The 26432-nt window shown below is 67.9% G+C and carries 24 protein-coding genes; 15 read left to right on the forward strand and 9 right to left on the reverse strand.

Annotated features, from left to right (window positions below):
* Window positions 1-3 precede the first annotated feature (3 nt).
* From dnaJ to AC1D29_RS01645, 3 genes are all read left to right on the forward strand, one after another.
* Window positions 4-1158: a molecular chaperone DnaJ gene (gene dnaJ / locus AC1D29_RS01635; RefSeq protein ID WP_477894099.1), complete on the forward strand. Its 1155-nt coding sequence runs from the start codon at window positions 4-6 to the stop codon at window positions 1156-1158.
* Between the two features lie 234 nt (window positions 1159-1392).
* Window positions 1393-3030 (forward strand): response regulator, encoded by a 1638-nt coding sequence (locus AC1D29_RS01640; protein ID WP_477894101.1) that lies wholly within the window; start codon window positions 1393-1395, stop codon window positions 3028-3030.
* Between the two features lie 97 nt (window positions 3031-3127).
* On the forward strand, window positions 3128-4804 hold the full coding sequence (locus tag AC1D29_RS01645) for a phosphoethanolamine transferase (protein WP_477894103.1): 1677 nt from the start codon (window positions 3128-3130) through the stop codon (window positions 4802-4804).
* 22 nt (window positions 4805-4826) lie between these two features.
* Here the strand turns inward: AC1D29_RS01645 and AC1D29_RS01650 are convergent, their stop codons facing one another.
* A complete protein-coding gene (locus tag AC1D29_RS01650; RefSeq protein ID WP_477894105.1) occupies window positions 4827-5951 on the reverse strand; it encodes a PA0069 family radical SAM protein in 1125 nt (374 codons plus the stop codon).
* Window positions 5952-6035: 84 nt separating this feature from the next.
* Window positions 6036-6419: a hypothetical protein gene (locus AC1D29_RS01655; RefSeq protein ID WP_477894107.1), complete on the reverse strand. Its 384-nt coding sequence runs from the start codon at window positions 6417-6419 to the stop codon at window positions 6036-6038.
* Between the two features lie 218 nt (window positions 6420-6637).
* Between AC1D29_RS01655 and AC1D29_RS01660 the strand changes: the two genes are divergently transcribed.
* A complete protein-coding gene (locus AC1D29_RS01660) occupies window positions 6638-7468 on the forward strand; it encodes a ParB N-terminal domain-containing protein (protein ID WP_477894109.1) in 831 nt (276 codons plus the stop codon).
* A 100-nt stretch (window positions 7469-7568) separates the two neighbouring features.
* On the opposite strand, the gene AC1D29_RS01665 is transcribed toward AC1D29_RS01660, so the two are convergent.
* Both AC1D29_RS01665 and AC1D29_RS01670 read right to left on the reverse strand, forming a co-directional pair.
* Window positions 7569-8186 (reverse strand): OmpW/AlkL family protein, encoded by a 618-nt coding sequence (locus AC1D29_RS01665; protein WP_477894111.1) that lies wholly within the window; start codon window positions 8184-8186, stop codon window positions 7569-7571.
* 187 nt (window positions 8187-8373) lie between these two features.
* Window positions 8374-9648, reverse strand: coding sequence for an MgtC/SapB family protein (locus AC1D29_RS01670; protein ID WP_477894113.1), 1275 nt, complete (start codon window positions 9646-9648; stop codon window positions 8374-8376).
* Window positions 9649-9917: 269 nt separating this feature from the next.
* On the opposite strand from AC1D29_RS01670, the gene AC1D29_RS01675 reads away from it, so the two are divergent.
* Both AC1D29_RS01675 and AC1D29_RS01680 read left to right on the forward strand, forming a co-directional pair.
* Window positions 9918-10283 carry a TraR/DksA family transcriptional regulator gene (locus AC1D29_RS01675; RefSeq protein WP_477894115.1) on the forward strand — a complete coding sequence of 122 codons (366 nt, stop codon included), beginning with the start codon at window positions 9918-9920 and terminating at the stop codon, window positions 10281-10283.
* 250 nt (window positions 10284-10533) lie between these two features.
* On the forward strand, window positions 10534-11061 hold the full coding sequence (locus AC1D29_RS01680) for a flavodoxin (RefSeq protein WP_477894117.1): 528 nt from the start codon (window positions 10534-10536) through the stop codon (window positions 11059-11061).
* Between the two features lies 1 nt (window position 11062).
* On the opposite strand, the gene AC1D29_RS01685 is transcribed toward AC1D29_RS01680, so the two are convergent.
* Window positions 11063-12007: a diguanylate cyclase domain-containing protein gene (locus AC1D29_RS01685; RefSeq protein WP_477894119.1), complete on the reverse strand. Its 945-nt coding sequence runs from the start codon at window positions 12005-12007 to the stop codon at window positions 11063-11065.
* A gap of 20 nt (window positions 12008-12027) precedes the next feature.
* Window positions 12028-13023: a S1C family serine protease gene (locus AC1D29_RS01690; RefSeq protein ID WP_477894121.1), complete on the reverse strand. Its 996-nt coding sequence runs from the start codon at window positions 13021-13023 to the stop codon at window positions 12028-12030.
* Window positions 13024-13322: 299 nt separating this feature from the next.
* Here AC1D29_RS01690 and AC1D29_RS01695 point away from each other — a divergent pair, with 299 nt between their 5' ends.
* Window positions 13323-13724: a hypothetical protein gene (locus tag AC1D29_RS01695; protein ID WP_477894123.1), complete on the forward strand. Its 402-nt coding sequence runs from the start codon at window positions 13323-13325 to the stop codon at window positions 13722-13724.
* A gap of 22 nt (window positions 13725-13746) precedes the next feature.
* Here AC1D29_RS01695 and AC1D29_RS01700 read toward each other — a convergent pair whose 3' ends face one another.
* Window positions 13747-16284, reverse strand: a complete 2538-nt coding sequence (locus AC1D29_RS01700) for a cation-translocating P-type ATPase (RefSeq protein ID WP_477894125.1) — start codon at window positions 16282-16284, stop codon at window positions 13747-13749.
* A 211-nt stretch (window positions 16285-16495) separates the two neighbouring features.
* Here AC1D29_RS01700 and AC1D29_RS01705 point away from each other — a divergent pair, with 211 nt between their 5' ends.
* From AC1D29_RS01705 to AC1D29_RS01720, 4 genes are all read left to right on the forward strand, one after another.
* Window positions 16496-16702 carry a YgaP family membrane protein gene (locus AC1D29_RS01705; RefSeq protein ID WP_477894127.1) on the forward strand — a complete coding sequence of 69 codons (207 nt, stop codon included), beginning with the start codon at window positions 16496-16498 and terminating at the stop codon, window positions 16700-16702.
* 8 nt (window positions 16703-16710) lie between these two features.
* Window positions 16711-17064: a carboxymuconolactone decarboxylase family protein gene (locus tag AC1D29_RS01710; protein ID WP_477894129.1), complete on the forward strand. Its 354-nt coding sequence runs from the start codon at window positions 16711-16713 to the stop codon at window positions 17062-17064.
* A 147-nt stretch (window positions 17065-17211) separates the two neighbouring features.
* Window positions 17212-17388, forward strand: coding sequence for a YgaP family membrane protein (locus AC1D29_RS01715; protein ID WP_477894131.1), 177 nt, complete (start codon window positions 17212-17214; stop codon window positions 17386-17388).
* Window positions 17385-18758: an MBL fold metallo-hydrolase RNA specificity domain-containing protein gene (locus tag AC1D29_RS01720; protein WP_477894133.1), complete on the forward strand. Its 1374-nt coding sequence runs from the start codon at window positions 17385-17387 to the stop codon at window positions 18756-18758. Before AC1D29_RS01715 ends, AC1D29_RS01720 begins: the two co-directional genes overlap by 4 nt.
* Before the next feature lie 76 nt (window positions 18759-18834).
* On the opposite strand, the gene AC1D29_RS01725 is transcribed toward AC1D29_RS01720, so the two are convergent.
* Both AC1D29_RS01725 and AC1D29_RS01730 read right to left on the reverse strand, forming a co-directional pair.
* Entirely contained in the window at window positions 18835-19431 is a 597-nt protein-coding gene (locus AC1D29_RS01725; protein ID WP_477894135.1) for an NAD(P)H-dependent oxidoreductase, read from the reverse strand.
* 55 nt (window positions 19432-19486) lie between these two features.
* Complete coding sequence (locus tag AC1D29_RS01730; RefSeq protein WP_477894137.1) at window positions 19487-21490, reverse strand: methyl-accepting chemotaxis protein; 2004 nt, start codon at window positions 21488-21490, stop codon at window positions 19487-19489.
* Between the two features lie 428 nt (window positions 21491-21918).
* On the opposite strand from AC1D29_RS01730, the gene AC1D29_RS01735 reads away from it, so the two are divergent.
* From AC1D29_RS01735 to AC1D29_RS01750, 4 genes are read left to right on the forward strand one after another with little or no spacing between them, the layout of a single operon-like run.
* Window positions 21919-22290, forward strand: a complete 372-nt coding sequence (locus AC1D29_RS01735) for a response regulator transcription factor (protein ID WP_477894139.1) — start codon at window positions 21919-21921, stop codon at window positions 22288-22290.
* On the forward strand, window positions 22287-23057 hold the full coding sequence (locus AC1D29_RS01740) for an HD-GYP domain-containing protein (protein WP_477894141.1): 771 nt from the start codon (window positions 22287-22289) through the stop codon (window positions 23055-23057). Before AC1D29_RS01735 ends, AC1D29_RS01740 begins: the two co-directional genes overlap by 4 nt.
* 23 nt (window positions 23058-23080) lie before the next feature.
* Window positions 23081-23875 (forward strand): ABC transporter substrate-binding protein, encoded by a 795-nt coding sequence (locus AC1D29_RS01745; RefSeq protein WP_477894143.1) that lies wholly within the window; start codon window positions 23081-23083, stop codon window positions 23873-23875.
* 3 nt (window positions 23876-23878) lie between these two features.
* Window positions 23879-26410: a sensor histidine kinase gene (locus tag AC1D29_RS01750; RefSeq protein WP_477894145.1), complete on the forward strand. Its 2532-nt coding sequence runs from the start codon at window positions 23879-23881 to the stop codon at window positions 26408-26410.
* Window positions 26411-26432: the final 22 nt, after the last annotated feature.

Consider the following 26432-nt stretch of genomic DNA (forward strand, 5'->3'; position numbering starts at 1 on the left):
AGCATGGCGTCCAAGCGCGATTACTACGAAGTCCTCGGCGTCGCGAAGAACGCGACGGAAGAGGACATCAAGAAGGCCTACCGCAAGCTGGCCATGAAGCACCACCCTGACCGCAACCAGGGCGAGGGTGCGAAGAAGGCCGAGGAGAGCTTCAAGGAGGGCAAGGAAGCCTACGAGATGCTGTCCGACGCGCAGAAGCGCGCGGCCTACGACCAGTACGGCCATGCCGGCGTGGACCCCAACATGGGCGCCGGCCGCGGCGGCCCCGGGGCGGAAGGCTTTGGTGGCTTTGCCGAAGCCTTCGGCGACATCTTTGGCGACATCTTTGGTGGCCAGGGCGGCCAGCGTCGTGGCGGCGGTGGCGGCCAGCAGGTTTACCGCGGCAGCGACCTCAGCTACGCGATGGAGATCACGCTCGAGGAAGCCGCGCGCGGCAAGGAAACGCAGATCCGCATCCCCAGCTGGGAAGGCTGCGAGACCTGCGGCGGCTCCGGCGCCAAGCCCGGCACGTCGGCCAAGACCTGCGGGTCATGTGGCGGCTCCGGCACGGTGCACATGCGCCAGGGCTTCTTCAGCATCCAGCAGACCTGCCCGCACTGCCACGGCAGCGGCAAGATCATTCCCGACCCCTGCACCACCTGCAACGGCCAGGGCAAGGTCAAGAAGCAGAAGACGCTGGAGGTCAAGATCCCCGCCGGCATCAACGAGGGCATGCGCATCCGCTCGGCGGGCAACGGCGAGCCCGGCGTGAACGGCGGCCCGAGCGGCGACCTCTACATCGAGATCCGCATCAAGCAGCACGACCTGTTCGAGCGCGACGGCGACGACCTGCATTGCACGATGCCGGTCTCCATGGTCACCGCCACGCTGGGCGGCAACATCGAGGTGCCGACGCTGGGCGGCAAGGCCGAGATCGAGCTGCCCGAGGGCACGCAGCACGGCAAGACCTTCCGCCTGCGCGGCAAGGGCATCAAGGGCGTGCGCTCCAGCTATCCCGGTGACCTGTACTGCCACATCGCCATCGAGACGCCCGTCAAGCTGACCGAGCACCAGAAGAAGCTGCTCAAGGAGCTGGACGAGTCGCTGAAGAAGGGCGGCGAGCGCCATTCGCCGAATGCTAAGAGCTGGACGGACCGGGTCAAGGACTTGTTCAAGTAGGCCCGCCCCCGCTACCCGAAGCCGCGGCGCCCGACAGGGCCCCGCGGCTTTTTCATGCCCGCAATGCACGCGTCTTAAGTCACGGCAGGCCAGAAAAACGCGAGTAAACCAGCTCACTCCGCTTGACTCATAAACCCTAAAGTGCGCCGACTGTCACACCGATGACTCATAAGTGATTGCCGATCCACGTCTCCCGCTCACAGTCCACGGCCGCACGCCGGGGAGGGAGGCCGCATGTTCCTGATGGATCAGACCATCCAGGGCGCGTCGGCGCTGATCATCGACAGCAACGCCAACTCCCGCAGCCTGATGTCCGCGCAGTTGCGCGACCTGGGCGTGGGCACGGTGCGCCAGACGCCGCGCGTGAAGGACGCGCGCGTGATGCTGGAGCACCAGACCTTCGACATCGTGCTGTGCGACTACCACTTCGACGCCAGCGACACGTCGGGCCAGGACCTGCTGGACGAGCTGCGCCGCGAAGGCCTGCTGCCTTACTCCACGGTCTTCGTCATGGTGACCAGCGAGGCCACCTATGCCAAGGTGGCCGAGGCCGCCGAGGCGGCGCTGGACGCCTACCTCATCAAGCCCTACACCAGCGCCAACCTGGCCGAGCGCCTGGCCAGCGCGCGCCAGCGCAAGCGCATGCTGAAGGACATCTTCGAGGCCATCGAGAACCAGGACTTCGAAACCGCCGCCAACCTGTGCATGGCGCGCTTCGAGGCCAAGGAAAAGTACTGGCTGTACGCCGCCCGCATCGGCGCGGAACTGCTGCTGCGGCTGAAGCGCTTCGACGACGCCAAGATCCTGTACGAAGCCATCATCGCGGCCAAGACCGTGCCCTGGGCACGGCTGGGCGTGGCGCGCACCGAGGTGGCCAGCGGCAACCTGCAGAAGGCCCGCCGCACGCTGGAGAACCTGATCGGCGAGCTGCCGGACTACGCCGACTCGCACGACCTGATGGGCCATGTACAGATGGAACAGGGCGAACTGGCCGAGGCGCTCAAGACCTACCAGACCGCCGCGACGCTGACGCCGGGCTGCCTGCTGCGGCTGCAGCGCTGCGGCTCGCTGGGCTTTTACGCCGGCCAGCGCGCTGAGGCGCTGAAGATGCTGGAACGCGCGATGTCGCAAGGCCTGCGCTCCAAGCTCTTCGACATGCTGAGCCTGGTGCTGATCGGGCTGATGCGCTTCGACAGCAAGGACTACAAGGGCTTCAAGTACGCGCATGACGCGGTGGTCACGGCGATGGAACGCGCGCCGGGCTCGATACGCCTGCAGCGCTTCGACCTGGTGTTCCGCGGCCTGGCCTTCCTGCTGGAGCGCCGCGTGGGCCAGGCGCTGGTCGTCGCCCGCGAGTTCACCGAGCACTCGCAGAGCGGCAACTTCGACCTCGAGGCCGCGTCGCTGCTGACGGCACTGTGGATACGCCTGTCCAGCCAGGAGGTGGAGCTGGAAGAAATGATGCCCATCCTGCGCGAGCTGGGCATGCGCCACTGCACGGCCAAGGCCAGCACCGAGATCCTGGTCGCGATGACCGAAGGCCACCAGGCCGCGGCCGAGCAGTTCCGCGACTGCCATCACCAGATCTTCAACGTCGCCGAGACGGCCATGCGGCATTCGATGCGCGGCACCGCCAAGACCGCCGTGGAACTGCTGATCCAGCAAGGCGAGACCACGCGCAACGCCAAGCTCATCGACATGGCCGGCCTGGTGCTGAAGCGCCATGCCGAGAAGATCGAGGGCGCCGAAGGGCTGGCCGAGCAGATCGACGCGCTGCACGGCCGCTATGTGAAGCCCATGACCGGCGCGCCCAGCAAGGCGCGCGCGGCCGGCGGCGTCGCGCTGCGCACCGCCGCCGCGGCGTCGGCCTGAGCTTGCAGTCGGCGGGCTGACACACCAGCCCCCTGTCATCCCGCGTGCGCGGCCAGCCGCGAGAATGCGCGCCGCTGCCCTCTTCCGACTCTTGCCCATGTCCCTGCTCAAGCGCCTGCTGGCCTGGTTCCAGCCCGACACCTCGCGGCCCCTGACCCAGGCCTGGCTGGCTGCCCTGTGGATGGGCCTGCTGGCCAACTGGCCGCTGTGGCAGCAGCTGCACGCGCTGCCCGACATCACCGGTGCGCGCGGCGTCATCTTCACGCTCGCCTTTGCCGGCATGGTCACGGCGGCCACCGGTGCGCTGTTGAGCCTGCTGGCCTGGCCGCGCGTCATCAAGGTGCTTCTCGTCGTGCTGCTGCTGGCCGCCGGCGCGCTGGCCCATTTCATCGGCAGCTACGGCATCGTCTTCGACCCGACCATGGTCGTGAACATGGTGCAGACCGACGTGCGCGAGACACGCGACCTGCTGAGCTGGCGGCTGCTGCTGAGCATGGCGCTGCTGGGCGCCCTGCCCGCCTGGTGGCTGCTGCGCCGGCCCGCGGCGCCGCGTCAGGCCGTCGCGAAGCGGCTGGGCGGCAACCTGGCCGGCTTCGCGCTGGGCCTGGTCGCGATGGTGCTGCTGGCGCTGTCCGTGTTTGCCACGCTGTCGTCGACGATGCGCAACTACAAGACGCTGCGCTACATGGTCACGCCGCTGAACGCGGTCTACTCGGTCAGCGCCGCGGCCTTGCGCAGCCAGGCCGCCCCCAGCGGCCCGCCGGCCATCATCGGCGCGGATGCCCGCCTGCTGCCGCGCGCCGAAGGGGCCAAGCCGCCGCTGCTGCTGTTGGTCGTCGGCGAGACGGCCCGGGCGATGAACTTCAGCCTCAACGGCTATGAACGGCCCACCAACCCCGAGCTCGCCAAGCTGCCGGTGCTGAGCCTGCGCCAGGTCACGTCCTGCGGCACCAGCACGGCGGCGTCGCTGCCCTGCATGTTCTCGCCGCTGGGCCGCACGGCCTTCGGCGACGTGAAGGGCACGCAGGAGAACCTGCTGGACGTGCTGCAGCGCGCCGGCCTGGCCGTGCTGTGGCTGGACAACCAGAGCGGCTGCAAGGGCTTGTGCGACCGCGTGCCCAACAGCCCCACGGCCAAGCTGCCCGACGGCGCGGCGCCGTTGCCGGCGGGCCTGTGCGACGGCGAGGAATGTTTCGATGAGTCGCTGCTGCACGCGCTGGACCAGCGCGTGGCCGCGCTGGACCCGGAACGCGTCAAGCGCGGGCTGGTGCTCGTCATGCACCAGATGGGCAGCCACGGGCCGGCCTACTTCAAGCGCTCGCCACCCGACCTGAAGCCCTTCCAGCCCGAGTGCCAGAGCAACGCCTTGCAGCAATGCCCGCGCGAGCAGGTCGTCAACAGCTATGACAACACGCTCGTGACGACCGACCGCCTGCTGGCGCGCAGCATTGCGTGGCTGCAGACGCAGGCCACGCGCTTCGACGCCGGCATGCTCTACGTGTCCGACCACGGCGAGTCGCTGGGCGAGAACGGCCTGTACCTGCACGGCATGCCCTACGCCATGGCGCCCAATGAGCAAACCCATGTGCCCATGGTGCTGTGGGTGCCCGACGGTGGCGGCCTGGCCGCGACGCTCAAGCCGGGCTGCCTGAACGGCCTGCGCGACAAACCGGCGTCCCACGACAACCTGTTCCACACGGCCATGGGCTGGGTCGGCGCGCGCGCCGATGTCTACAAGCCCGAGTGGGACTTGCTGGCCGGCTGCAGGCGCTGAAGACGCGCTGGTTCAGCGCGTCCTAGAAGAGATCGCCCTGCGCCGACGGCTTCCTTGGTCGTTGGAACAGCGCGAGCTGCACCGGCCGACGCTCCGTGCGCAGCCCCAGCTTGGCCACCGCCCGCCGCAGCCGCGCGCGCAGCAGGTCGGCCCAGATGCCCTCGCCGGTGAAGCGCGTGCCGAAGCGCGCGTCGTTGTCCTTGCCGCCGCGCATCTCGCGGATGCGCGCCATCACGCGCTCGGCGCGGTCCGGGAAGTGGCGCTGCAGCCAGTCCTGGAACAGCGGGTTCACCTCCCAGGGCAGGCGCACCGGGATGCTGAAGGCGCTGCTGGCGCCGGCCGCCGCGGCGGCTTCGAGGATGCGCTCCAGCTCGGGCTCGTTGATGAAGGGAATGATGGGCGACACGCTGACGCCCACCGGCACGCCGGCTGAAGCCAGCGCCTGGATGGTGCGCAGCCGCCGCGCCGGTGCGGCCGCACGCGGTTCCAGGATGCGCGCCAGGTCGTTGTCCAGCGTCGTGATGGACAGGTAGACGGACACCAGCCCCTGCGCGGCCATCGGCGCGATCAAGTCCAGCTCGCGCTCGATGCCGCTGGACTTGGTGACGACCGAGAACGGATGCTGGGTCTCGGCCAGCACCTCGACGATGCGGCGCGTGATGCCCAGCTTGCGCTCGATGGGCTGGTAGGCATCGGTGGCCGTGCCCAGCACCAGCGAACGCGGCTCGTAGCGCGGCGAGGCCAAGGCCTCGCGCAGCCGCTCGGCCGCGTTGACCTTGGCGACGATGCGCGTCTCGAAGTCCAGCCCCGGCGACAGGTTCAGGTAGCTGTGCGTGGGCCGCGCGAAGCAGTAGACGCAGCCGTGCTCGCAGCCGCGGTAGGGATTGATGGAGTAGTCGAAGGAGATGTCCGGCGACTGGTTGCTGGAGATGATGGACTTCGCCTGCTCCTCGATGACCTGCGTGGCCGGCGGCAGATGTTCCTCGGCGGCGTCCTGGTCCAGCGCCCCCCAGCCGTCGTCGTATTGCTCGCGCTGCTGCACTTCAAAGCGATGCGGCATGGCCGTCGCGGTGCCGCGGCCCTTGATGGAGTCCAGCGGTACAAGGGCCGGCTGGGCTGCGGCGATGCGGGGATGAACGGGCGACATGCTGTAAATATATACAGTATTCCACGTCCCTTCCAGCGCTTCCCGAACGATCAGGACGTCAGCCGCACCCTGCCCTTCAGCGAGTCATCGGCCTGGCGCCGCAGGCGGCCGGCGTTGCCACTGCTCGACGGCGTTGACGACTCGGTCCCAGGCGCCACGGTCGTAGGTGACCGCCGCGAACAGGTTGTCCTTGCTGGGCTGCTGCCTGACGGCCGTGCGCGCGAGATGTTCCAGTGCATCGCGCGCCGCCGCGACACAGCCGCCCAGATCGGCGAATGCGGAGCCCACCCGGTGGAACAGCACGCCGCGATGGAGTTCCGTGGCCTTCAGCGAGGGCGCCTCCAGCGCGCGCAGGAAGATCCGTGCCTGGCCCTCGCCAAGCAGTTCGACGCAGAACTCACGGCGCCAGCCGGTGAGGTTCTGTGCGGATGTCAACGTCGTCTGGGTGTCATCGATGTGCAGGGTCATCGGGACAGTCTGCACGACGCGTGTTGGCTTGGCGCCATGGGTTGTGTCGCGATGCTTCCAAGGCGGCCTGCGAGCGGCCGCCCGCTAACCCGGCACTGCGACAAGTTGCGCGCTGTTTCCTCGGCGCTCAGCCGCACGCATGCGTTGCTGAATCCCGATCAGCCTGGCAGCACTCTCTAAAATGCCGCCCCTTTGCCCGCACGCTTGCACCCGGCTCCATGGATATCGTCGTCAACGAAGAACTCAAGGCTTACATCGACCCATTGACGCCGGAGGAGTACGAGGCCCTGGAGCGCAGCATCCTGGCCGAAGGCTGCCGCGACGCGCTGGTGCTGTGGGGCAACGTGCTGGTGGACGGGCACAACCGCCACGGCATCTGCAGCAAGCACGGGCTGGCGTTCCAGACGGTGCAGAACTCGCGCTTCAAGTCCATCGAGGACGTGCACCTGTGGATGATCGACCAGCACCTGGGCCGACGCAGCATCTCGGACTTCCAGCGCGGCGTGCTCGCGCTGCGCAAGCGCGAGATCGTGGCAGAGCGGCGCGTGCGCACGGCGGCTGCGGCAGACCCGCAGGCGCCGACCATGGCGGAGCCCGTCGCGATGGAAGCAGCCGCGGCATCCGCCCAGGAGGCGCTGGAAACACGCGAGGCGCTGGCCAAGGCGGCGCGGCTGAGCAGCAACCAAGTGGTGCTGATCGAGAAGATTCAGCGGCAGGGCGCACCAGAGCTGGTCGCCGCGGTGAAGGCCGGCGCGATCTCGATCAATGCAGCCGCCGCCGTCGCCACCTTGCCAGCCGAGGAACAGGCCGCCGCCGCAGCCGCCGGTGCTGCAGAGCTCAAGCAGGCCGCCAAGCGCGTGCGCGAGGCCAAGCGCAAGCCGCCCGCGGCCGACCTGGCACCGGATGCCAGTGCCGCGACGGGCGATGCAGCCCCACCGGTCGAAGCGGCTGGGGCGGAGGACACGATGGAAGCGCTGCGCCAGCGCGTCGCGGCACTCGAGGCCGAGAACGCCGCACTGCGGCAGGAGCTGGCGGCCCTGCGCGCTTGATAGAAATTGAAGGGCAGTTCCGAAGCGGTCGCCGAAGCTCAGCGTTCGTCGCGCGACTCAGGGGCTTGCCCTTCGCGGGGCGTCATCCCCGCGCCGCTGGCTACATGAAGCGCCAGCCAAGGCCAACGCTGCCCAGCGTCGGGTTGACCTTGAACTTCCCAGCCGAAGCACCGCTCGAATACACCGTCGTGCCCAGGCTCAGCTTCTTGAGGTCGAAGTTCAGGTAGAGCCCCTTTGCGACCTCGACGTCAGCACCGATCTGCCAGGCGGCACCCCAGCTGCTGTGCTTGATGCCAGGATGCAACGCGGCTTGCACGGCAGGTGTGAATCTGACGCTGGAGAAGTTCGTGTAGTTCACGCCCGCGCCGACATAGGGCCGCACGGTACCGCTCGGGTTGAAGTGATATTGCAGCGTCAGCGTCGGCGGAAGATGCTTGAGCGAGCCGATCTCACTGCCATTCGAGTACAGCGTCTGCTTCTGTGGGTAGGTCAGCACCAGCTCGGCTGCAAGCTGGGGCGCCAGGAAGTAGCTGATGTCGAGCTCGGGGAAAGTCTTGTCGTTGATCGACAGGCCCAGGCCCGTGCTGTCCTTGTTGGCCGACTGCAGATGCAGGGCGCGCACGCGAACGAGCAACGCCCCCTCGTCCGCGAAGGCTGGCAGGATGGTGAGGCTTGCCACGGCAATGACGGCGAGGCGCAGGCTTTTCGAAGGGTTCATCAATGACTCCGGGTGATGGGACGAATCCCGATGGGGTCATTGAACAAACTGCGGGCGCTGTGCGCCTTGAGGCAACACAACCCTGCTCCGGGGAGCGAGGCACGTGAAGCTGCACTTTGTGCTGCATCAAACCTTCGTGCCGATGGCGAGGCGGCAACGCCACAGCGCAGGCAGACAACGGCCAACTTCAGACCCAGGCCCACGCCGCGACCGCGCCGATGAGGCCTATCGCGGCGCTCGCCACGCACACGTCACGACGCACGGTTCCGCGAGCGACCAGCATCACCATGGCCACCTTCACCACCGTGTTGGCGAAGAGCGCCGCAAGGAGGGCCCACGCGGTCCAGGCGATCGTCGAGGTGGCGTCCTGCTGACCGCTGAGCGACAGCACGATGGCGTCAACGTCAGCAGCGCCGGCGAGCGCCGAGATCGCGATCAGACCTCCGCCTGGGAATTGCTGCTGAGCCAGCTTCACGACGACCAGCACGACCGCAAAGACGGCACCGAAGCGGATTGCCGCGCTGAGGCTGAACGGGTTCTTCAGCGGTGCGCTGGCTTGCGTGCCGGCGCTGTCGGTGACAGCGCCGGCGAGGTAATGCCGCAGCGCCAGGGCGCCGGTGATCAGGCTCATCATCAACAGCGGCAGCCAGAGCTCGGCCAGCAACGGCCGGTTGAGGATGGCGACTAGCGTCGCCACGCGCAGGACCATCACCAGCCAGGCGCACAGGATGCCGGCGGTGATGGCACTGCCATTGGCGGCCGGGCCAAGCTTGCGGCTGTCGCGCGCAAAGTTCAGCGTGGTGGCGGTGGACGACACCAACCCGCCTGCAAGACCCGTGATCGCGGCGCCGCGCGCCGGCCCCAGCCAACGCATGCCGATGTAGCCGGCCAGCGAGAGCGCGGAGATCAGCACCACCATAAGCCACAGCAGGTAGGGGTTGAGGACCCGCCATGGGTCCACGGTTTCGTTTGGCACGAGAGGCAACACGATGACTGAGGCGATCAGTAGCTTGATGCCCGCCAGGATGTCGTCGATGCCCACCCGCTCCACCAGTGCGTGCAGCGGCTGCTTGAAGGCGAGCACCGCCGACAGCGTGACCGCCAAGGCCACGGCCAGCGGCTGGCTGCTGGTCGCCGCCATGCCGCCAAGCAGCACGACGGCCATGCCCGCGATCTCGCTGGTCATGCCGGATCCGGCGTTCTCGCCATCGCGGCGCGAAAGGAAACGGCTGGCAATCGCCATGGCAATGACGGATGCGAGCACCACAACGAAGAGCCACTGCAACTGCAGCTCCTGCCCGAGCCACGCCGAGGCCGCACCGGACAAGGCCAGCAAGGCATGCGTGCGGATGCCACCGAAGCTGCGAGCGGAGCCCGTCGAGTGCTTCTTCTCCCTCTCGATGCCAACCAAGATGCCGATCAGAAGCGCGACGAAGAAGCGGCCCGCGAGCTCAGGCGTCATGCCTGCCCCCACGCTGCCTGCGCTCCATCGTATCCATCGGCATCCTGGCGTCCCGTTTGCGAAGCAGCCGGCCAGCGCCGGTGCGAAGCGGCAATCTAGGCGGGTTGCTCGGTCCGCTCTTTGATGCGGGTCAATCCAGCCGGGTGGCGATCGCTGCACCCGACTCCCACCAGTCAGCTTGATCCAGCGCAACTCGATCGCTGGCGCGCTGCCTAGCATGGCTCATCGCCGGACCGGCGTGTCATCAGATGCAGCAGAGGACCAAACAGATGGAACTTCAGACTCAAACCGACCTGCCCGCGCTGCGCCAGTTGCTGCTGTGCCGCCAGACCGAGCTGCGAACCGAGGTGCATGCTGCGCAGATGGCGCGTCAAGCAGCGCAGATGGATAGCCCGGAAGTCCGAGACCTCAAGGATGACGCCGAGCTCATGCAGCGCCAGCAGACGGAGGATTTCCAGGCCACCCGAGACTTGCAGGAGTTGCAGGACGTCGATGACGCGCTGGACCGCCTGGCCACGGGCACCTATGGCGACTGCGCCCGCTGTGGCGAGGCCATTGCGCTGGCGCGTCTCACGGCGCGGCCGTCGGTGCGGCGATGCGCGTCCTGCCAGGCTGCGCAGGAGCGCTCGTCATAGCTCAAGCGCCCGCCAGACGATAGCGTCGTCGTGGTTTGGCGCTAAGCCACGGGCGGGATCTGCCGGACCACGTAGCCGACGATGCGCTGCGGCCGCGCGACGCGGCGTGGAGGTCGCTTCTCACCATGACCGCAACCTCGGCGTCGACGTTGTCGGCCGAGCTTGCACGGCCACCGTGCGCGGCCAGCACATAACGCAGCAATTGAGCTGCATCAAATCGCCGGTGCGGCAAATGCCTACGCTCGCAAGGATGAGCAAGATCCTCGTCATCACCTACTCATTCACTGGGACAGGCACGCGTCTGACGGAGCTGCTGTGCCGATCCCGCAATTGGGCGTCCGGGCAGATCCACGAGAGACGGCCACGCAAGAGGCTGGTCACGTTGCGCTGCGCCATCGATTCGCTGCTGCGGCTCAAGCCGTCGATCACCTACACAGGTCCGCACCCGGACGAGTTCGATCTGGTGGTGCTTGTGGCACCGATCTGGCTGTGCCGGCTCGCCAGCCCCATGCGCAGCTTCGTGGTCGGATTCCGCGACTGGCTGCCCCAGGTGGCGGTGATCAGTGTCATGGGCGGCAAGGGTGGGCAAAACGCTCCCGCGGAGATAGGCACCATCCTCGACACGGCACCCCTCATGAGCACGACCTTCAGGACGCACGAGGTCGAAGACGGCAGCTACGCGCCCAGGCTGCTGGCGCTGGCAGCGGCAATGGAGGCGGCAACCGAACTGTCGGACGTGGTGCGCCCCTTCGAGCTGTCGCCTGAAGCCTCGGGTTGAATCACTCCGGCGACGGTGAGCGGAAGGCGAAGGTGTGCCTCCCACGGCGCTTGGCCTCGTACATGGCGCCATCCGCGGCTTGCAGCAGGTCGGCCGCCGAGAGGCCGTCGCCGGGGTAGATCGCGATGCCCACGCTGGCCTGCGGCGAGATCGTCTGGCCCGAGATCTGCAACGGCGCGCAAACCTCTGCCAGCATCTTGCGGGCCACGCCGGCCGCCTCGCTGCGGTCGCGCAGACGCTCCAGCAGCACGACGAACTCGTCTCCGCCGAGACGCGCGACCAAGTCCTCCGAACGGACGGCCTTGCGCAGCCGCTGCGCCACGTCGATCAAAAGCTGGTCGCCAGCGGCATGGCCCAGCGTGTCGTTGATCGTCTTGAAGTGGTCCAGGTCGACGAAGAGCAAGGCGACGCCGCGGTGATTGCGATCGGCGTGGAGCAAGGCCCGCTCCAGAAAGGACACGAAGAACAGGCGGTTGGGCAGGTCGGTGAGCGCGTCATGGTGGGCAAGGTGGTCGAGCCGCTCCTGCACCGCCTTGACAGGCGTGATGTCGGATGCGATGGCGACGAACTGAACAATACGACCGCGCCGGTTGCGGATGACGCTGATGTTCTGCCAGACGGGGTAGGCCTCTCCGCTCTTGCGCCGGTTCCAGATCTCGCCTTGCCACTGGCCCGTGTCGTTCAACGCCCGCCACAGTTCGCGATAGAAGGCCTGGTCATGCCGCCCGCTTTGCTGCACGCGCGGGTTGCGGCCCATCAGCTCAGCCTCGGTATAGCCGGTCATGTTGCAGTACGCACGATTGACGGCGATCACATTGGCGCGGGCGTCGGTCACGATGATGCCTTGATCGGAGTGGTCGAACACCAGGGCCGTCAAGCGGACGTGCCGCAGTTGCCGGCGCATCCATGCGCAGCAGGCGGCGCCCAGCAACGCCACCGTGGCCATGACGAGCAGGGCCGCAAGGTTCATTCGAGCTGCAGCACCAGCTCGTGGCCGGCGCGGCGGACGATCAGTTGCGTGTGGGGCGCGCTGCGCCAGGCGAGCAGCGAGTTGACGAAGTCCGCACCGCTGGTGATCGGGTGACCATTCATCATGGTCACGACGTCGCCGGCACGCAGTTGCATGCGGTCGGCCAGGGTGCCGTGCGGGACGGAGAGGATCAACGCGCCGCTCACGTCGCCGCGGCCAGCCGCCCAGGCTGCCGCCGGTGAGACGTCGTCGAACATCGCCCCCAGCCGCGGTCGCCTGGGCCCGGTGGCTTCTTTGCGCAATTCCCCCACCAGTTGCAGCACGATGTCGATGGGGATGGCCAGGCTCGCGCCCGGTGTACCGGGCGGGCCGACGATCGTTCGCGCATTCATGCCGACAATGGCTCCTGTCGCGTCCAGCAACGGTCCGCCGGAATTGCCGGGGTTCAGCGACACGTCGCTCTGGATGAACATCAGTTCGCCGTCGTCACCGAAATGCCGGTCCTTGCCGCTGACGATGCCGACCGAAGCCGAGCGCTCCAGGCCGAAGGGTTCGCCGACAGCCAGCACCCAATCGCCAACATGCACGCTTGGCGCGTGCGCGAACGCCGGGCGCCCCTTCGGTGGCGGCTTCACGCGCAGCAAGGCAACGTCGGCCACCTCGTCCAGCCCCTCCAGCGTTGCGGCGAGCAGCCGCTTGTCCGGCAGCGCGACAAGGATCTGCTGATCTTTGCCGAACAGGTGCGCGACGGTGGCGATGGCACCTTGATCGTCGAGCAGGAACCCGGCGCCCACGCGCGGCTCTTCCTCGCCGGGCACGAACAGATAGACCCCGACGGCCCAGGCAGCGCCGCGCCGATAGGCGGCTGCCAGGCCCGTGGTGTGCGGTCCGGTCGCTGTGATCCGGGCTGCGTCAACCGCGGGAGCCGGCGTCGCGGCGCTGACCAGCGCCGCAGCCCACGCGAGGAAGAAGCAGAGATGGCGTTTGAACATTCGCGAAGCGGCTCTTCGCCGGGCAGCAGTACAGCCTCATCTTCCGAGAACAGCCGCGCACGCGGCTTGATGCGGATCAACAGACCTCCACTGCCCAAGGGGCCGCCACGTCGCGACGCCGGCCTTGGCGGCCTAGATCTGCTTGCGCTAACCAGAAGGCCGTGTGCGGCCACATCGCAACGCTGCCTGAACGGCAACTGAGCGAGCGTGCCGTGCCGCATGGATGGCGTCAGAATCATGTTTCACACCCACGACTGTGCGATGCAGTCCTCCCATTCCCGCGCGACGGCGTGAACTCGATGCCATACAAACTCACCTGGGAAAACTCCGGCGTCTTGAGGCAGTACTTCGGCGACGTGTCGATTGCCGAAAGAAGGGCGTCCTTTGACAAGATCTGCAGCGATCCGCGCTTCGATGACCTGCGCTACACGATCACTGACTACACCGCCGTGCAGGAATATGAGGTCACGACCAGTGCCACGATGGAGATCGCGGCCATGCACATCGGCCCCCTCTTCACCAACTCAAGGATATTGATCACCGCGGTGTCAAACAGGCCGGACATCACCGCCGCGATACACGACTTCATGGCTCTGGGCATCGTTGCCGCGCCCTACCGGGTCTTCCAGTCCGTCGACGAAGCCCGGGCATGGATCGCGTCGCTGGATCCAAGCCCGAGTGGCAGACCCCTTCGGTCCTAAAGTGACCGAGGCACGTTGAGCCTCAACCCCGCCGCCTGCGGCTGCTCAGCCGCGTGCCGACAGCCACTGCCACGACAACCGCGGCAACCGCCAACGTCAGGTCGCCAGCGGTGGGGACAGCAAAGTGCAGCAACCGGCGAGCACCTGGAACCAGCACGGCCACGGTCAGTGCGGCGATGGCGACCGCGGCCACGGCCCAGAAGGCCCGCGCACTGGGCTCGGCCAGCGCGCGCAGCCCACTGCCCGCCGACGTGTTGGCTGCAACAAGCAGCAGGTTGCCCACGGTCAGCCCCACCATCGCAAGGGTGCGCGCCACATCGCCATCGCGGCCGGTGTGCAGTGCCGCCGCGTACAGGCCCATCGTCGCAATCAGCAAGCAGCCACCCTGAGCAAGCCCCTGCCACAGCATCGGCCAGCCCACGATGCCGTCGTCATCGCGGCGCGGCGGCCGGCGCATCAGGCCGGGTGCCTCGGGCGCGCCCTCGAAGGCGAGTGAACACACCGGGTCGATCACCATCTCCGTCAACACGACGTGGGCCGGCAGCATGAGCGGCGGCAAACCGAACAGCAATGGCAGCAGCGCCAAGCCCGCCACAGGTACGTGGATCGCCGTGATGTAGACCATGACCTTGCGCAGGTTGTCGAAGATGCGCCGACCCATGCGCACGCCTGCGACGATGCGGCCGAAGTCTTCGTCCAGCAGCACCAGCCCGGCCGCCTCGCGTGCGACGTCGGTGCCGCGCACACCCATGGCGATGCCGATGTGCGCCGCCTTCAGCGCCGGGGCGTCGTTGACGCCATCGCCGGTCATCGCCACGGTCTCGCCGTTGCGCCGCAATGCCTGCACGAGCCTGAGCTTCTGCTCGGGCATCACGCGTGCGAACACGCGGACGCGGCGCACGGCCACCGCCAAGGCAGCATCGTCCATGGCTTCGATCTCCGCGCCGCTCAACGCGCCCGCCGTGACGTCCAGCCCCGCCTGGCGCGCGATGGCCAGCGCGGTGGCCGCATGGTCACCGGTGATCATCGCGACCGCGATGCCGGCTTCTCGCGCCTGTGCCACCGCCGCTGGGACGCTGGCCCGCAGCGGGTCTTCGAAGGCGGCCAGGCCCAGCAACGTGAAGTCGTGGTCGTGCTGGCGCTGCGCGGTCGCTCCGCCGGGCGCCGAGCCTGCCGCAATGGCCAGCACGCGCAGTCCCTGCGCGGCCAGCAGTTGGACGCGCGCCAGCAGGGCTTCGGTGCGTTGCGCGTCCAGGTGGCACAGGTCGCCCACCGCTTCCGGCGCCCCCTTCGCGGCGATGCGACGCCGGCCGTCGGCGTCCGTCCATTCGTGCGACATCGCGAGCAGGTGCGCGCTGAGGGGGAATTCGTGCGTCAGCCGCCATTCCGGATGCAGATGCTCTGTGTCCGCCAGCGCGGCGTCGCCCTGCGCAAGCAGCGCGCGGTCCAGCGGGTCGGTTCCACCTCGCCGGGACGCCAGCATGCCGAACTCCAGCAGCCGGTGTACCGCCTCGGGCACGGCGGCACCGATCTCCACGGCGACGTCCGCGTCATCGGTGACGAGTCGGCGCAGTTGCATGCGGTTCTCGGTGAGCGTGCCGGTCTTGTCGACGCACAGCACGGTGGCGGCCCCCAGCGCCTCGACGACGGCGGGCCGCCGCGCCAACACCTGGATGCGCGCCAGCCGCCATGAGCCCAACGCCAGGAACACCGCCAACGCCATCGGAAACTCTTCTGGCAGCATCGCCATGCCCAGCGCGATGGCCGACAGCACGCCTTGCATCCAGTCGCCGCGCAGCAAGCCGTAGCTGACCACGACGATCCCGCAGGCGGCGATGGCGGCCACGCCAAAGACATGCACCAGCCGCCTCAGATGCTGCTGCAGCGGCGTCGGTGCGGTCTCGATGCCGGCCAGCGACGCACCGATACGACCGACCTGGGTGTGCCGGCCGGTGGCAAGCACCTGCACGGCGGCATGGCCACCCACCGCCAGGGTGCCCGCATACACACAGGACGCGTCGTCGCTGCCCGGCTTCGCCATCGTCTCGTGCGCCGGCAGCGCGGCTTGCTTGCTGACCGGCACCGACTCGCCCGTGAGCAGCGACTCGTCGACCACCAAGCCGACGGCGTCGCGCAAGAGGCCGTCGGCGGCGACACGCTCGCCCTCACCCACCAAAAAGACGTCCCCCGGCACGAGCTCGCGCGCGGGTACGCGGCGAACGCAGCCATCCCGCACGACGCGCGCCTGGCGCTGCGCCAACGTGCGCAGCGCGTCCAGCGCATGCTGGCTGCGGCGCTCCTGAAGGACGACCAGGCCGACGCTCACCAAGGCGAAGAAGGCGAGCAGCAAGCCTTCACCGAGGTCTCCCACGATCAGGTAGATGGCCGCAGCGACGAGCAACAGCAGGAACATGGGCTCGGTCAACACGCTGCGCAGCGTGGCCGACAGCCCCCGCGCCTCCCGGTCCCGGATCTCGTTGGCCCCATGGACGGACAAGCGGTGGGCGGCCTCCGCATCGGTGAGCCCCGCCCGGATGTCCGGGCTTTCTGGCGTGACCATCAGGCGCGAAGCACGTTGGTGCGCACGCCGCGAAGGCGAGATCGTGGTTGCCGCATGGCTGCTCTCCCTTGACGGAGCAGCCATGAAACCACCGCACGCCGTCGATGAACTTGATGGCCGTCAACTGAAGGTGCCGGAACACCTCCTTGACCTTCGTCAAGCTACGCACAACAGGAAGTGCCGACGATGCAGCCTCTGCAAGGAGGTTCCCATGCTGTTCAACGTTGGCACCATCGACCGCTTCGTTCGGGTACTCGTCGGCCTGGCCCTGATCGCCGCGGCTTGGCTCGGCGGCATCGGCAACTGGGGCTGGATCGGCCTGCTGCCGCTGCTGACCGGGCTCGTCGGCTCCTGCCCGGCCTATCTGCCGTTCGGGTTCAACACCTGTTCGGTCAAGGGCCGTGCACGCGGGCGCTAGGAGCAGCCATGCCAACCGCAACCAGCGACTTTCGCCAGTTGACCCAGCGCATCAGCGCGGACCTGGCCACGCTGCGCACCGGCACGCCGGACGCGATGAAGGCGTTCAACGACCTGGGCCGTGCCGCCATGGCCGATGGCGCCCTGAGCCGCAAGACCAAGGAGTTGATCGCACTGGCGCTGGGCGTTGCCGCGCACTGCGATGGCTGCATCGGCTTTCACGTGCAAGCGCTCGTGAAGCTCGGCGCCAGCCGCCAGGAGATCGACGAAACCCTTGCCGTGGCGACTTACATGGGCGGCGGGCCATCGCTGATGTACGCGGCCGGCGCCGTCAGCGCCTTCGACGAGTTCTCGCGCATGTGAGGCGGCGCCATGGGCTTGTCCGTCGCATGGACGAGCCGTGCAAGACGGGCGGCACAGCGCCGTTCCTTGACGTGGCGCAAGCGGCCACCGCAACGGGCCGCCTACGCTGTCTTCACTGAGCCGCATGCTCAGCGTCTGGAGGCCGTCATGGGGATGAACATCGGGACCACGGATCGCATCCTGCGAGCCTTGGTCGGGGCCGCGCTGGTGGTCGCAGCGGCGCAGGGCCTCATCGGCCCGGCGGGCTACTTCGGCATGCTGGCCTTCATCACGGGCCTCGTCGGCTACTGCCCGGTGTACCGGATCCTGCGGTGGCAGTCATGACCGCGCCCCTCGCGCCCACGCTGCGTTTCCTCGGCGCCACCGGCACGGTGACGGGGTCGCGCTATCTCGTCGAGTTCGGTGGCCGCCGCCTGCTCGTCGACTGCGGGTTGTTCCAGGGCCTGAAGCAGCTCCGGCTGCGCAACTGGGCGCCATTCCCGGTCCCTGCGTCGTCCATCGACGCCGTCGTACTCACGCACGCGCACATCGACCACAGCGGCTACCTGCCCCGCCTCGTTGAAGAGGGTTTTCGCGGCAGCATCCATGCTTCGCCTGGGACGGCCGACCTGCTGGCCATCCTGCTGCCGGATTCCGGCCACCTGCAGGAGGAAGACGCCCGCTACGCCAATCGTCATGGCTTCAGCCGGCATTCGCCGGCGCTGCCGCTGTACACCGAGGCGCAGGCGCTGCACAGCCTGAAGCAGGTGCGGCGGCATGATTTCGGCCGGGCGTTCGAGCCGCTGCCGGGCCTGATGGCGTCGTTCAGCCACGCGGGCCACATCATCGGCGCTGCCAGCGTCCATCTGTCCACCGACGCCGGGTCGATCACGTTTTCCGGCGACCTCGGGCGGACCGACGACGCCGTGATGCTGCCACCTGCCGCCGCGCCCGCCGCGGACATCGTCGTCATCGAGTCCACCTACGGCGACCGGCGCCACCCGGCAGCGCCCAGCGCCGATGTGCTGTGCCAGGTCATCGCCCGCACCGCGGCGCGCGGCGGCACGACGCTGATCCCGGCCTTCGCGGTCGGCCGCGCGCAGGCCATCCTCCACGCCATCCTTCGCCTGAAGGCCGAGGGCCGCATTCCCGACATGCCGCTGTACCTCAACAGCCCCATGGCCACGTTGGTGACCCGGCTCGTGCAGACCCGCGCGGACGAACATCGGCTGACCGAGGCCGACCGCCGTGACCTTGTGGACAAGGTTCGCTACGTGCGCACCGAGGAGGAGTCGCGCGCACTCAACCGCCCCGGCTTCCCGAGCGTCATCGTGGCGGCCAGCGGCATGGCCACGGGTGGCCGGGTGCTGCATCACCTGCAGGCGCTGGCGCCCGACCCCAGGAATACCGTGGTGTTCGTCGGCCACCAGGCCGCGGGCACGCGCGGCGCAACCATGCTGGCCGGGGCCGAAAGCATCCGCATGCACGGCAAGTGGGTGCCCGTGCGCGCGGAGGTGGTGGCCATCGACGGCATGTCCTCGCACGCCGACCAGCCGCAGTTGCTGGATTGGCTGGCCACGCTGCCCCGCGCGCCACGCCACGTCTACGTGACGCATGGCGAGCCACAGGCCGCCGACGCGCTGCGCCAGGCCATCGGAGAGCGCCTGGGCTGGCACGCCTCGGCACCCGAATACCTCGACAGCGCCGGGCCCTGATCCGCGCGCTCCGCTCTTCCATCGTCGGCACGCGACAGGACCTTCTCGACAACCTGCGCATGGCCACTCGAGAGGGTCAGTCCGCCTTTTCGCCCGCGTTGCGCATCCGCTCCAACCACTTGGCGACGCCAGACTCGCCAAGGGACTCGACGCTGCCGACCAAGGTTTCGTGCACCGGAGCGAAGCCGACGAATCCCAGGACGTTGCGCTCCAGAGATTTCACGCTGTGGGCACGGAAGTACCAGCGATAGACCAGTGCTGGCATGCCCATGGTCACCACCACGCGTGCGGAGCGCCCCGCGAGAAGCTTGGCGCCCGGCGCTGGATCGCCGGCTTTGCCAAGCGCGAAGCCCGGTCGCGCCACCTGCTCCAGGAAGCCCTTCAGCAGGGCCGGCATGTCGCCGAGCCACAGCGGGAAGAACAGCACGACATGCTCAGCCCATGCGATGTCCTCCTGCGCGGGCAGCAGCGAGGCCGGCACGACGCCCTGCTCCCAGTCTTTCTTGCCGCGCAAGAGCGGAAAGTCGAGCGCCGCCACGTCGATGCGGCACACCTCATGCCCCGCGGCCAGGGCGCCTTCGGCGTAGGCCGAGGCCAGCGCATGGCAAAGGTGATGCTCCGAGTTGTCGGGGTGGCCAAGGATCAGCAGGATGCGCCGCACATGCGAACTCATGCCAGCACATTAGTTGAACCGCCGCGAGGCGTTCATGCGCTGGATCAACCCAGCGTCATTCATGCGACGGCAGCTTGAAGCGCGCCACCTCCGCGGCCAGGTCCTGCGCCTGGTCGCGAAGCGATGATGCCGCCGCAGCGGTCTGCTCCACCATCGCCGCGTTCTGCTGCGTGGCCCGGTCCAGTTCCTGAACGGCACTGCCGACCTGACCGATGCCCTGACTCTGTTCGCCGGAGCCGGTGGCAATTTGCGCCAGCAGCACGTTGATGTGATCGGCACTGGTCACGATGTTGTTCATCGCCGTGCCAGCCTCCCGAACGATGTTCGTGCCGCTCTCGACTTTCTCGACGCTGGTGGAGATCAGGCTCTTGATCTCGCGGGCCGCGCTGGCCGAACGCTGCGCCAGCGCGCGCACCTCGGACGCCACGACCGCGAAGCCCCGCCCTTGCTCGCCGGCGCGGGCCGCTTCAACGGCGGCGTTCAGCGCCAGGATGTTGGTCTGGAACGCGATGGTGTCGATGACGCCGATGATGTCGCTGATCCGCTTGGAGGACGTCTGGATGTCCTCCATCGTCATCACCATGGTCTTGATGACCTCGCCACCATGGCCGGCGACGCTGGCATTGCGTGAGGCGATGCGGGTGGCCTCCTGCGTGTGGTCCGAGGTCTGACGCACGGTGGCGCTGATCTGCTCCATCGCCGCGGCCGATTGCTGCAGGTTGGCCGCGGTCTGCTCCGTGCGCGCCGACAGGTCGTTGGAGCCGTCGGCGATCTCGGTGCTCGCATCCACGATGCCGTCCGACGCCGCCCTGACCTTGGCCACCATCTGGCGCAGGCTGGATTGCATGTTTGCCAGCAGCAGCATCAGCTCCGCTGCCTCGTCGCGACCCCAGGGCCGGGGCGAAGTGGTGAGATCGCCATCGGTCATCGCCGTCAGATGGCGGCTCACTTCCTTCAGCCCACCATGCATCACCAGGTAGAACGCATAGAACAGATAGGCCGCGACGGCGAGCGAGCAGCCGATGATGGCGAGCACCCATTGCCGCTCCGCGCTGGTGGCGTCGATGCGGGCCTGGATGAGCTCGCCCAGCAAGCCGTTCGCCCGCGCACCCAGCGCGCGCAGGCCGTCCACCGCGTCCTGGCCGGGCTGCGACAGTCCCTCCACGTTGGCGTTGAAGTCCGCAGCGAACCAGTCCTGCGCCGATGCGTCATAGAAAGCCCGCGCCTGGGCGATGGGCTCTTCCGGCTGCAGGCGACGGCGCACATCGGGGTTGGCTTCGCCGGATCGGTTGACGGCGTGGGTGACTGCGCCGATGCGCTCGCGCCCGGCGTACCAGACACCGTAGAGCTCGTGCAGCTGCGCGGCCTGTGTGGTGCCGCGGCGGGCGGCTGCGCCGGCCATCGCACGCGAGCGTGACACCGACTCGATCACATCAGAGACACCATCGGTGGAAAGACTCATCAGGTAGTAGGTGTCCTGGTCGGGGTCGAGGGTCAGGTTGGATCGGTCGAGCACCGCGGTGCGCAGGTCCCGCAAGGCATCGACATAGGCTTGCAGCGGAGCCTCCAGGCCATCGACGCCGGCCTGCGAGGACAGTGCCTTCAGGGCCTGCTGCTGCTGCTCGACCTTGGCCATGTCCTTGCGCATGTCCAGGCCATCCGGAAGGGTGTCGACCAGAGCCCGCACCTGCTCCTGCTGCCTGGCAATCCCCTCCCAGTCGATCGCGGCGGCCGCTCCGGACAGGATGAGGCGGCGCTGCTTCTGGGCGTCGATCAGCCAAGGCTCGATCCTGGCCACCACCGCAACGCCGGCCAGCTCGTGACGGGCGAAATCGATCGTCGATTGACTGCTGCGCACAAAGGCAACCGTCAGCACCGCCATCGGCACGACGAACGCCAGGGAGATGAGGCCGGCCTTGGCGGCGAACTTGAGCTTGCGGAACAGACGGACCCCAAGGGCCCATGGCCCGTGGTGCATGAAGAAGCCGCCACCTCGCGCCGATGGCGTTCCGGTGGTGCGGCTCCCGGCAGGGCCGGCGTTGATGTCAATGGTTTGCATGGAAATTCCTGTTGGAGCCTCGGCAGCTGCCGGCGCGCCTTTTCTTGCGTGCCATCGGCCAGGGGGAGTGGGCGGCTCCGGCATTGCACACCCGGGAGGTGCCACTTGTTTGCGCCAGATCAAAGCGCGGCCAATTGAATGACCACCTGGCTGTACAAGGCGACGCCTTGCGTGTACAGCGTCACGGATTGCGTCTGCCGCCCTGCCTCTTCGCTTTCTTGCTTTGGCGACAAATTCAATATAAATGATAATTTCGTACAGCAACAGCAAGAGACCTGTCGAGCGCCCTTCAGATCCACTTTTGCGCAAATATATCTAGGAACTAGAGCAGTTCTACCGGAACTGAGGACCGGCCAGCCCGACAACCATAGACGGCAAATTTGATACACATGACACTTACTCCGCAACACAGACATACGGAGCGAGCCATGAAGAAAATCTTGATCGTCGACGACCACGCGCAGATCCGTCGGCTGATCCGCATGACGCTCGAATTCGAGGATTACGAGATCAGCGAGGCGTCAGATGGGGAGTCGGCGCTGCGGCTGGCGATCGCGCAGCAACCCGACCTGATGCTGCTCGATGTGATGATGCCCGGCGCCATGGATGGGCTTGAGCTTTGCAAACGGTTGCGCACGGCATTCCCGGCATCCGGTCTGCGCATCATCATGCTCAGCGCACGGGGCCAGGCTCATGACCGCGAAGCTGGCCTGCGGGCCGGTGCCGATACCTATCTGGTCAAGCCCTTCAGCCCCTTGCAGTTGATCGACTGCATTGCGGACCTTTGGGCCACGGCATGACCGCGCAGTCGATGGCGATCTCCGGCCCGACCGGCGCGGACAACGGTTTCGACGACGCCGCTGCCGCACAAATGGAGCGCTTCGTGGTGGACCTGCGCCGCATGTACCACGAGCGCAACGAGGCGTTGCGCGAGGTCACCCGCGCCCATCACGAAGCGCTGCTGCGGCTGGCCCTCGCCGCTGACTTCAGGGACGATGACACCGGCGTGCACATGGTGCGCATCGGTTACCTGGCGGAGGCACTCGCCCTCACGCTCGAACAACCGGCCGCGTTCGCGGGCATGCTGCGCCGCGCGGCACCCATGCACGACGTGGGCAAGATCGGCATCCCGGACGACATCCTGAAGAAGCCCGGCGGCTACACGCCGGCCGAGCGGCTCGTCATGAACAGGCACCCGGAGATGGGCGCCGACATCCTCGGTCGCTCGCGCGTGCCGCTGTTCCAGCTGGCCGCAGAGGTCGCCCTGACCCACCACGAGCGCTGGGACGGCGCGGGCTATCCCAAGGGACTGGCCGGCGCAGCGATCCCGCTGTCGGGGCGGATCGTGGCCGTCGTGGACTTCTTCGATGCGCTGACCATGGACCGCTGCTACCGCAAGGCTTTCACCGACGACGTGGCACTGAGCATGCTGCTCGAGCAGCGCGGCGCGGCCTTCGACCCGCGCGTCGTGGACGCCTTCGTGGACAGCGCCCCGGCCCTGATCGAACTGCGTGAACTCATCAACCGCCAACCGCCCAGCTTCGAGGACCTGGCGGGACTGGATTGAACCGCAACCGTGGAGGTGCCCTCATGAACGTCACTCGCAGCCTGTTGACCGCTTTCGTGTCCCTGGCGCTGAGCACTGGCTCGGTCGTGCGGGCACAGACCCTGGAGCGCGTGCGCGCGGCCGGCACCCTGCGTGTGTGCGTCTGGCCCGACTACTACGGCGTGACCTACCGCAGCCCGCGCACACAGCAGCTGGGTGGCATCGACATCGACCTGTCTGCCGAGCTGGCACGCGAACTGGGCGTCGGCGTCGAGTACGTCGAGTCGTCGTTCCCGCAACTGGTGAGCGACGTCAACGCGGGGCACTGCGACGTGGCGATGTTCGCAGTCGCGATGCTGGCCAGCCGCAAGGAGCAGCTGGCCTTCACCGAGCCCTACCTGCAAAGCGACATCTACGGTGTGACGACGCGCGCCAGCCGCACCGTGCGCCAGTGGTCGGACATCGACCAGCCCGGCGTCATCGTCGCGGTGCAGGCCGGCACCTTCATGGAACCGGTCATGCATGACGCGCTCAAGCACGCCAGGATGGTGGTGGTTCGCCCGCCGGCGACGCGCGAGCAGGAGCTGGAAACCGGCCGGGTCGACGTTTTCATGACCGACTACCCCTACAGCCGCCGGCTGCTGGACAACGCCGACTGGGCCCGCCTGGTCGCGCCACCCAAGCCCTTCTTCGTGCTGCCGTACGGCTATGCGACCAAGCGTGGCGATGCCAAATGGCTCGCCCGCCTGGACGAATTCGTCGCCGGCATCAAGCGCGATGGCCGTCTGCTGGCCGCCGCGAAACGGCACGGGTTGGCGGACATTGTCGTGACGCGATAACGCATGCAACCGCGCCCCTCGCCTTCGCCGCCGAAGGGCTGCCGGCCCTTGCTCGGCCGGGCCCGCATCCTGGCGCTGGCGCTCGCGGCGGTGCTGGCGATCACGGTCGCCGTTGCGCTGGCCGCGTTGGCCGCCTTCGATCGACGCGCGACGCTGGACAACGCCCAGGACCGGGTGGAGCTGATTGCCCGAACCCTGGAGGACCACGTCACACGCACCGTGGAGTCCGCGTCGCTGATTCTGCAGACATTGGCGGAAGGCATTGCGCAGCAGACCTCGGCCGACCCGGATCGGCTGCAGCCGCTGCTGGGCCAGGGCCTGCTGACCAGCCTGCCGTTCCTGCGCGGCACGGCGGTGCTGGACGAGCGCGGCACCGTGCTCGCCAGTTCGGTCGCGGCCGAACGGGGCCTTCGCATCGACGTGCGCAGGCTGGGCACCCTGCCCCGCGACGGCCAGGACCTGCTGCTGCCACCGCTGCCTGGACGCAGCCTTGCCGACCTCGCGTCCGATGCCAAAGCCCCCCGCGCGGCCGGCGTGGGCATGCTGCCGCTGCTGCGCACGGTGCGTGGCGCGAGCGGCCAGCGACTGCTGCTGGTCGCCCTCATCAACCCGGGCGCACTGGCCAATTTCCAGCAGGGCGCCCTGTCAGACGAGGGGGGCGTCGCCCTGCTCGGCAACCTGAGCGGGCAGCTGATCGCCGCCAATGACCAGGTGACGCTGGAGCCGGGGGCGAGGATTGCCGGGCATCCGGTGTTCGAAAGCTGGCTGCCGTCGCGTGAGCATGGCGAGTACATCGGTCAGGGCTTGCTGTCGGGCCGGCAGGTGATCGCCTTTCGCGCATCGCGCACGCGGGCGCTCGTGGTGCTGGTCGAACTGGCCGAACCGGTCGTGCTGCAGACTTGGTACGCGCGCTTGCGCTGGCTCGGCACGTTGGGTCTTTTGGCGCTGCTGGCCATCGCCGGCGGCCTGGTGGCGCTGCTGCGCGAGATGAACGCGCGCGAGCAGGTACGCCATGCGCTGGATGGCGCACACGACCAGGTGGCCATGCGCGAGCATGAACTGAGCGTGCTGCTCAAGAGCGTTCAGGAGCTCATCTTCCGCACCGACGCGCACGGCGCCATCACCTTCGTGAACGCGCGCTGGGCCGCCATCAGCGACGAGGGGTTGAAGCAGGCCAAGGGCAAGCATCTCAAGGACCTGGTTATCGCCGCTGATCGACAGCGCACCGCCGGCCTGTTCCGCACCGAGGAGAGCGCCGGCGTGCGGCGGGCGCAGATCTGCATCCCGGCGGCAGATGGAAAGCCACGCCATTTCCAGGTCGCCGTCGTGCCCCTGCACGGCGAGGGCCGCATCGTCGGCTTTGCGGGCAGTGCGCTCGACGTCAGCGAGCGAGTGGCGTCGGACCATCAGTTGCAGCACCAGCTGGCCTTCACCGGGTTGCTGCTGGAATTGAGCCCGCTGCCCGTGTCCATGTTCGATGCGTCGGGGCGCTACGTGATGGTCAACCAGGCCTGGGAGGAGTTCGTGGGTCGGTCCCGGGCGGAGGTGATCGGCAGCCCCGCGGGCCATTTCCTGTCACCCGAGGATGCCGAGCTGCACGCCGAACAGGACGCGCGCCTGATGGCTTACGGCGGCAAGCTGCGCTACGAGACACAGGCGCTGCACCGCGACGGCTCACGCCGCGACATGGTCGTCACCAAGGTGCTGGTGCCCGAGGACGACGGCGCGCCCGCAGGCATCCTGTGCACGCTGATGGATGTCAGCGAGTTCCGGGACGCCGAGCGGGCGACGCGCGAGGCGCGTGACGCGGCGGAGGAGGCCTCGCGTTCCAAGTCCGAGTTCGTTGCCAACATCAGCCACGAGCTGCGCACGCCGCTGCAGGCCATCCTTGGTTTCTCCGAGCTGGGCTACACCCGCGGCTGGGACAACCCAAAGGTGGCCGGCATGTTCACCGACATCCACCACTCCGGCCAGCGCATGCTGGCACTGGTGAACGACCTGCTGGACGTTTCCAAGATCGAGAGCGCCGTCGGCACCTTCCATCTCGAGCGTTGCGACTTGCGCACACTGGTGCATGCCGTGCTGCGGGAGCTCGACCCCCTGATGGGCAAGCGCAGGCTGCGCCTGTCACTGAACCTGGCCCAGGAGCCGCTGAGCTGCAAGGTCGACCCGTCGCGCATTCACCAGGCCATCCGCAACGTCGTCGCCAACGCCATCAAGTTCTCGCCCGACGGCGGCATGCTGCAGATCGAAGCGGCGAGCACGCCGCAGGACGACATCCTGCTGACCGTTGCCGACCAGGGCCCCGGCATCCCGCCCGGCGAGCTGGAAACCATCTTCGAGGCCTTCGTGCAGTCCAGCAAGACCAAGGACGGTTCGGGCGGCACGGGGCTGGGGCTGGCGATCTGCCGCAAGATCCTCGCGATCCACGGCGGCCGCATCGACGCGCGCAATCGATCCAGCGGTGGCGCGGTCTTTCGCATCCATCTGCCGCTGCGCGTCCCGGGCGATTCGCAGCTGCACACCTCCTATTGAGGACTGGCACCAGCCACGTCTG

Source organism: Roseateles sp. P1_C6, from assembly GCF_056406315.1.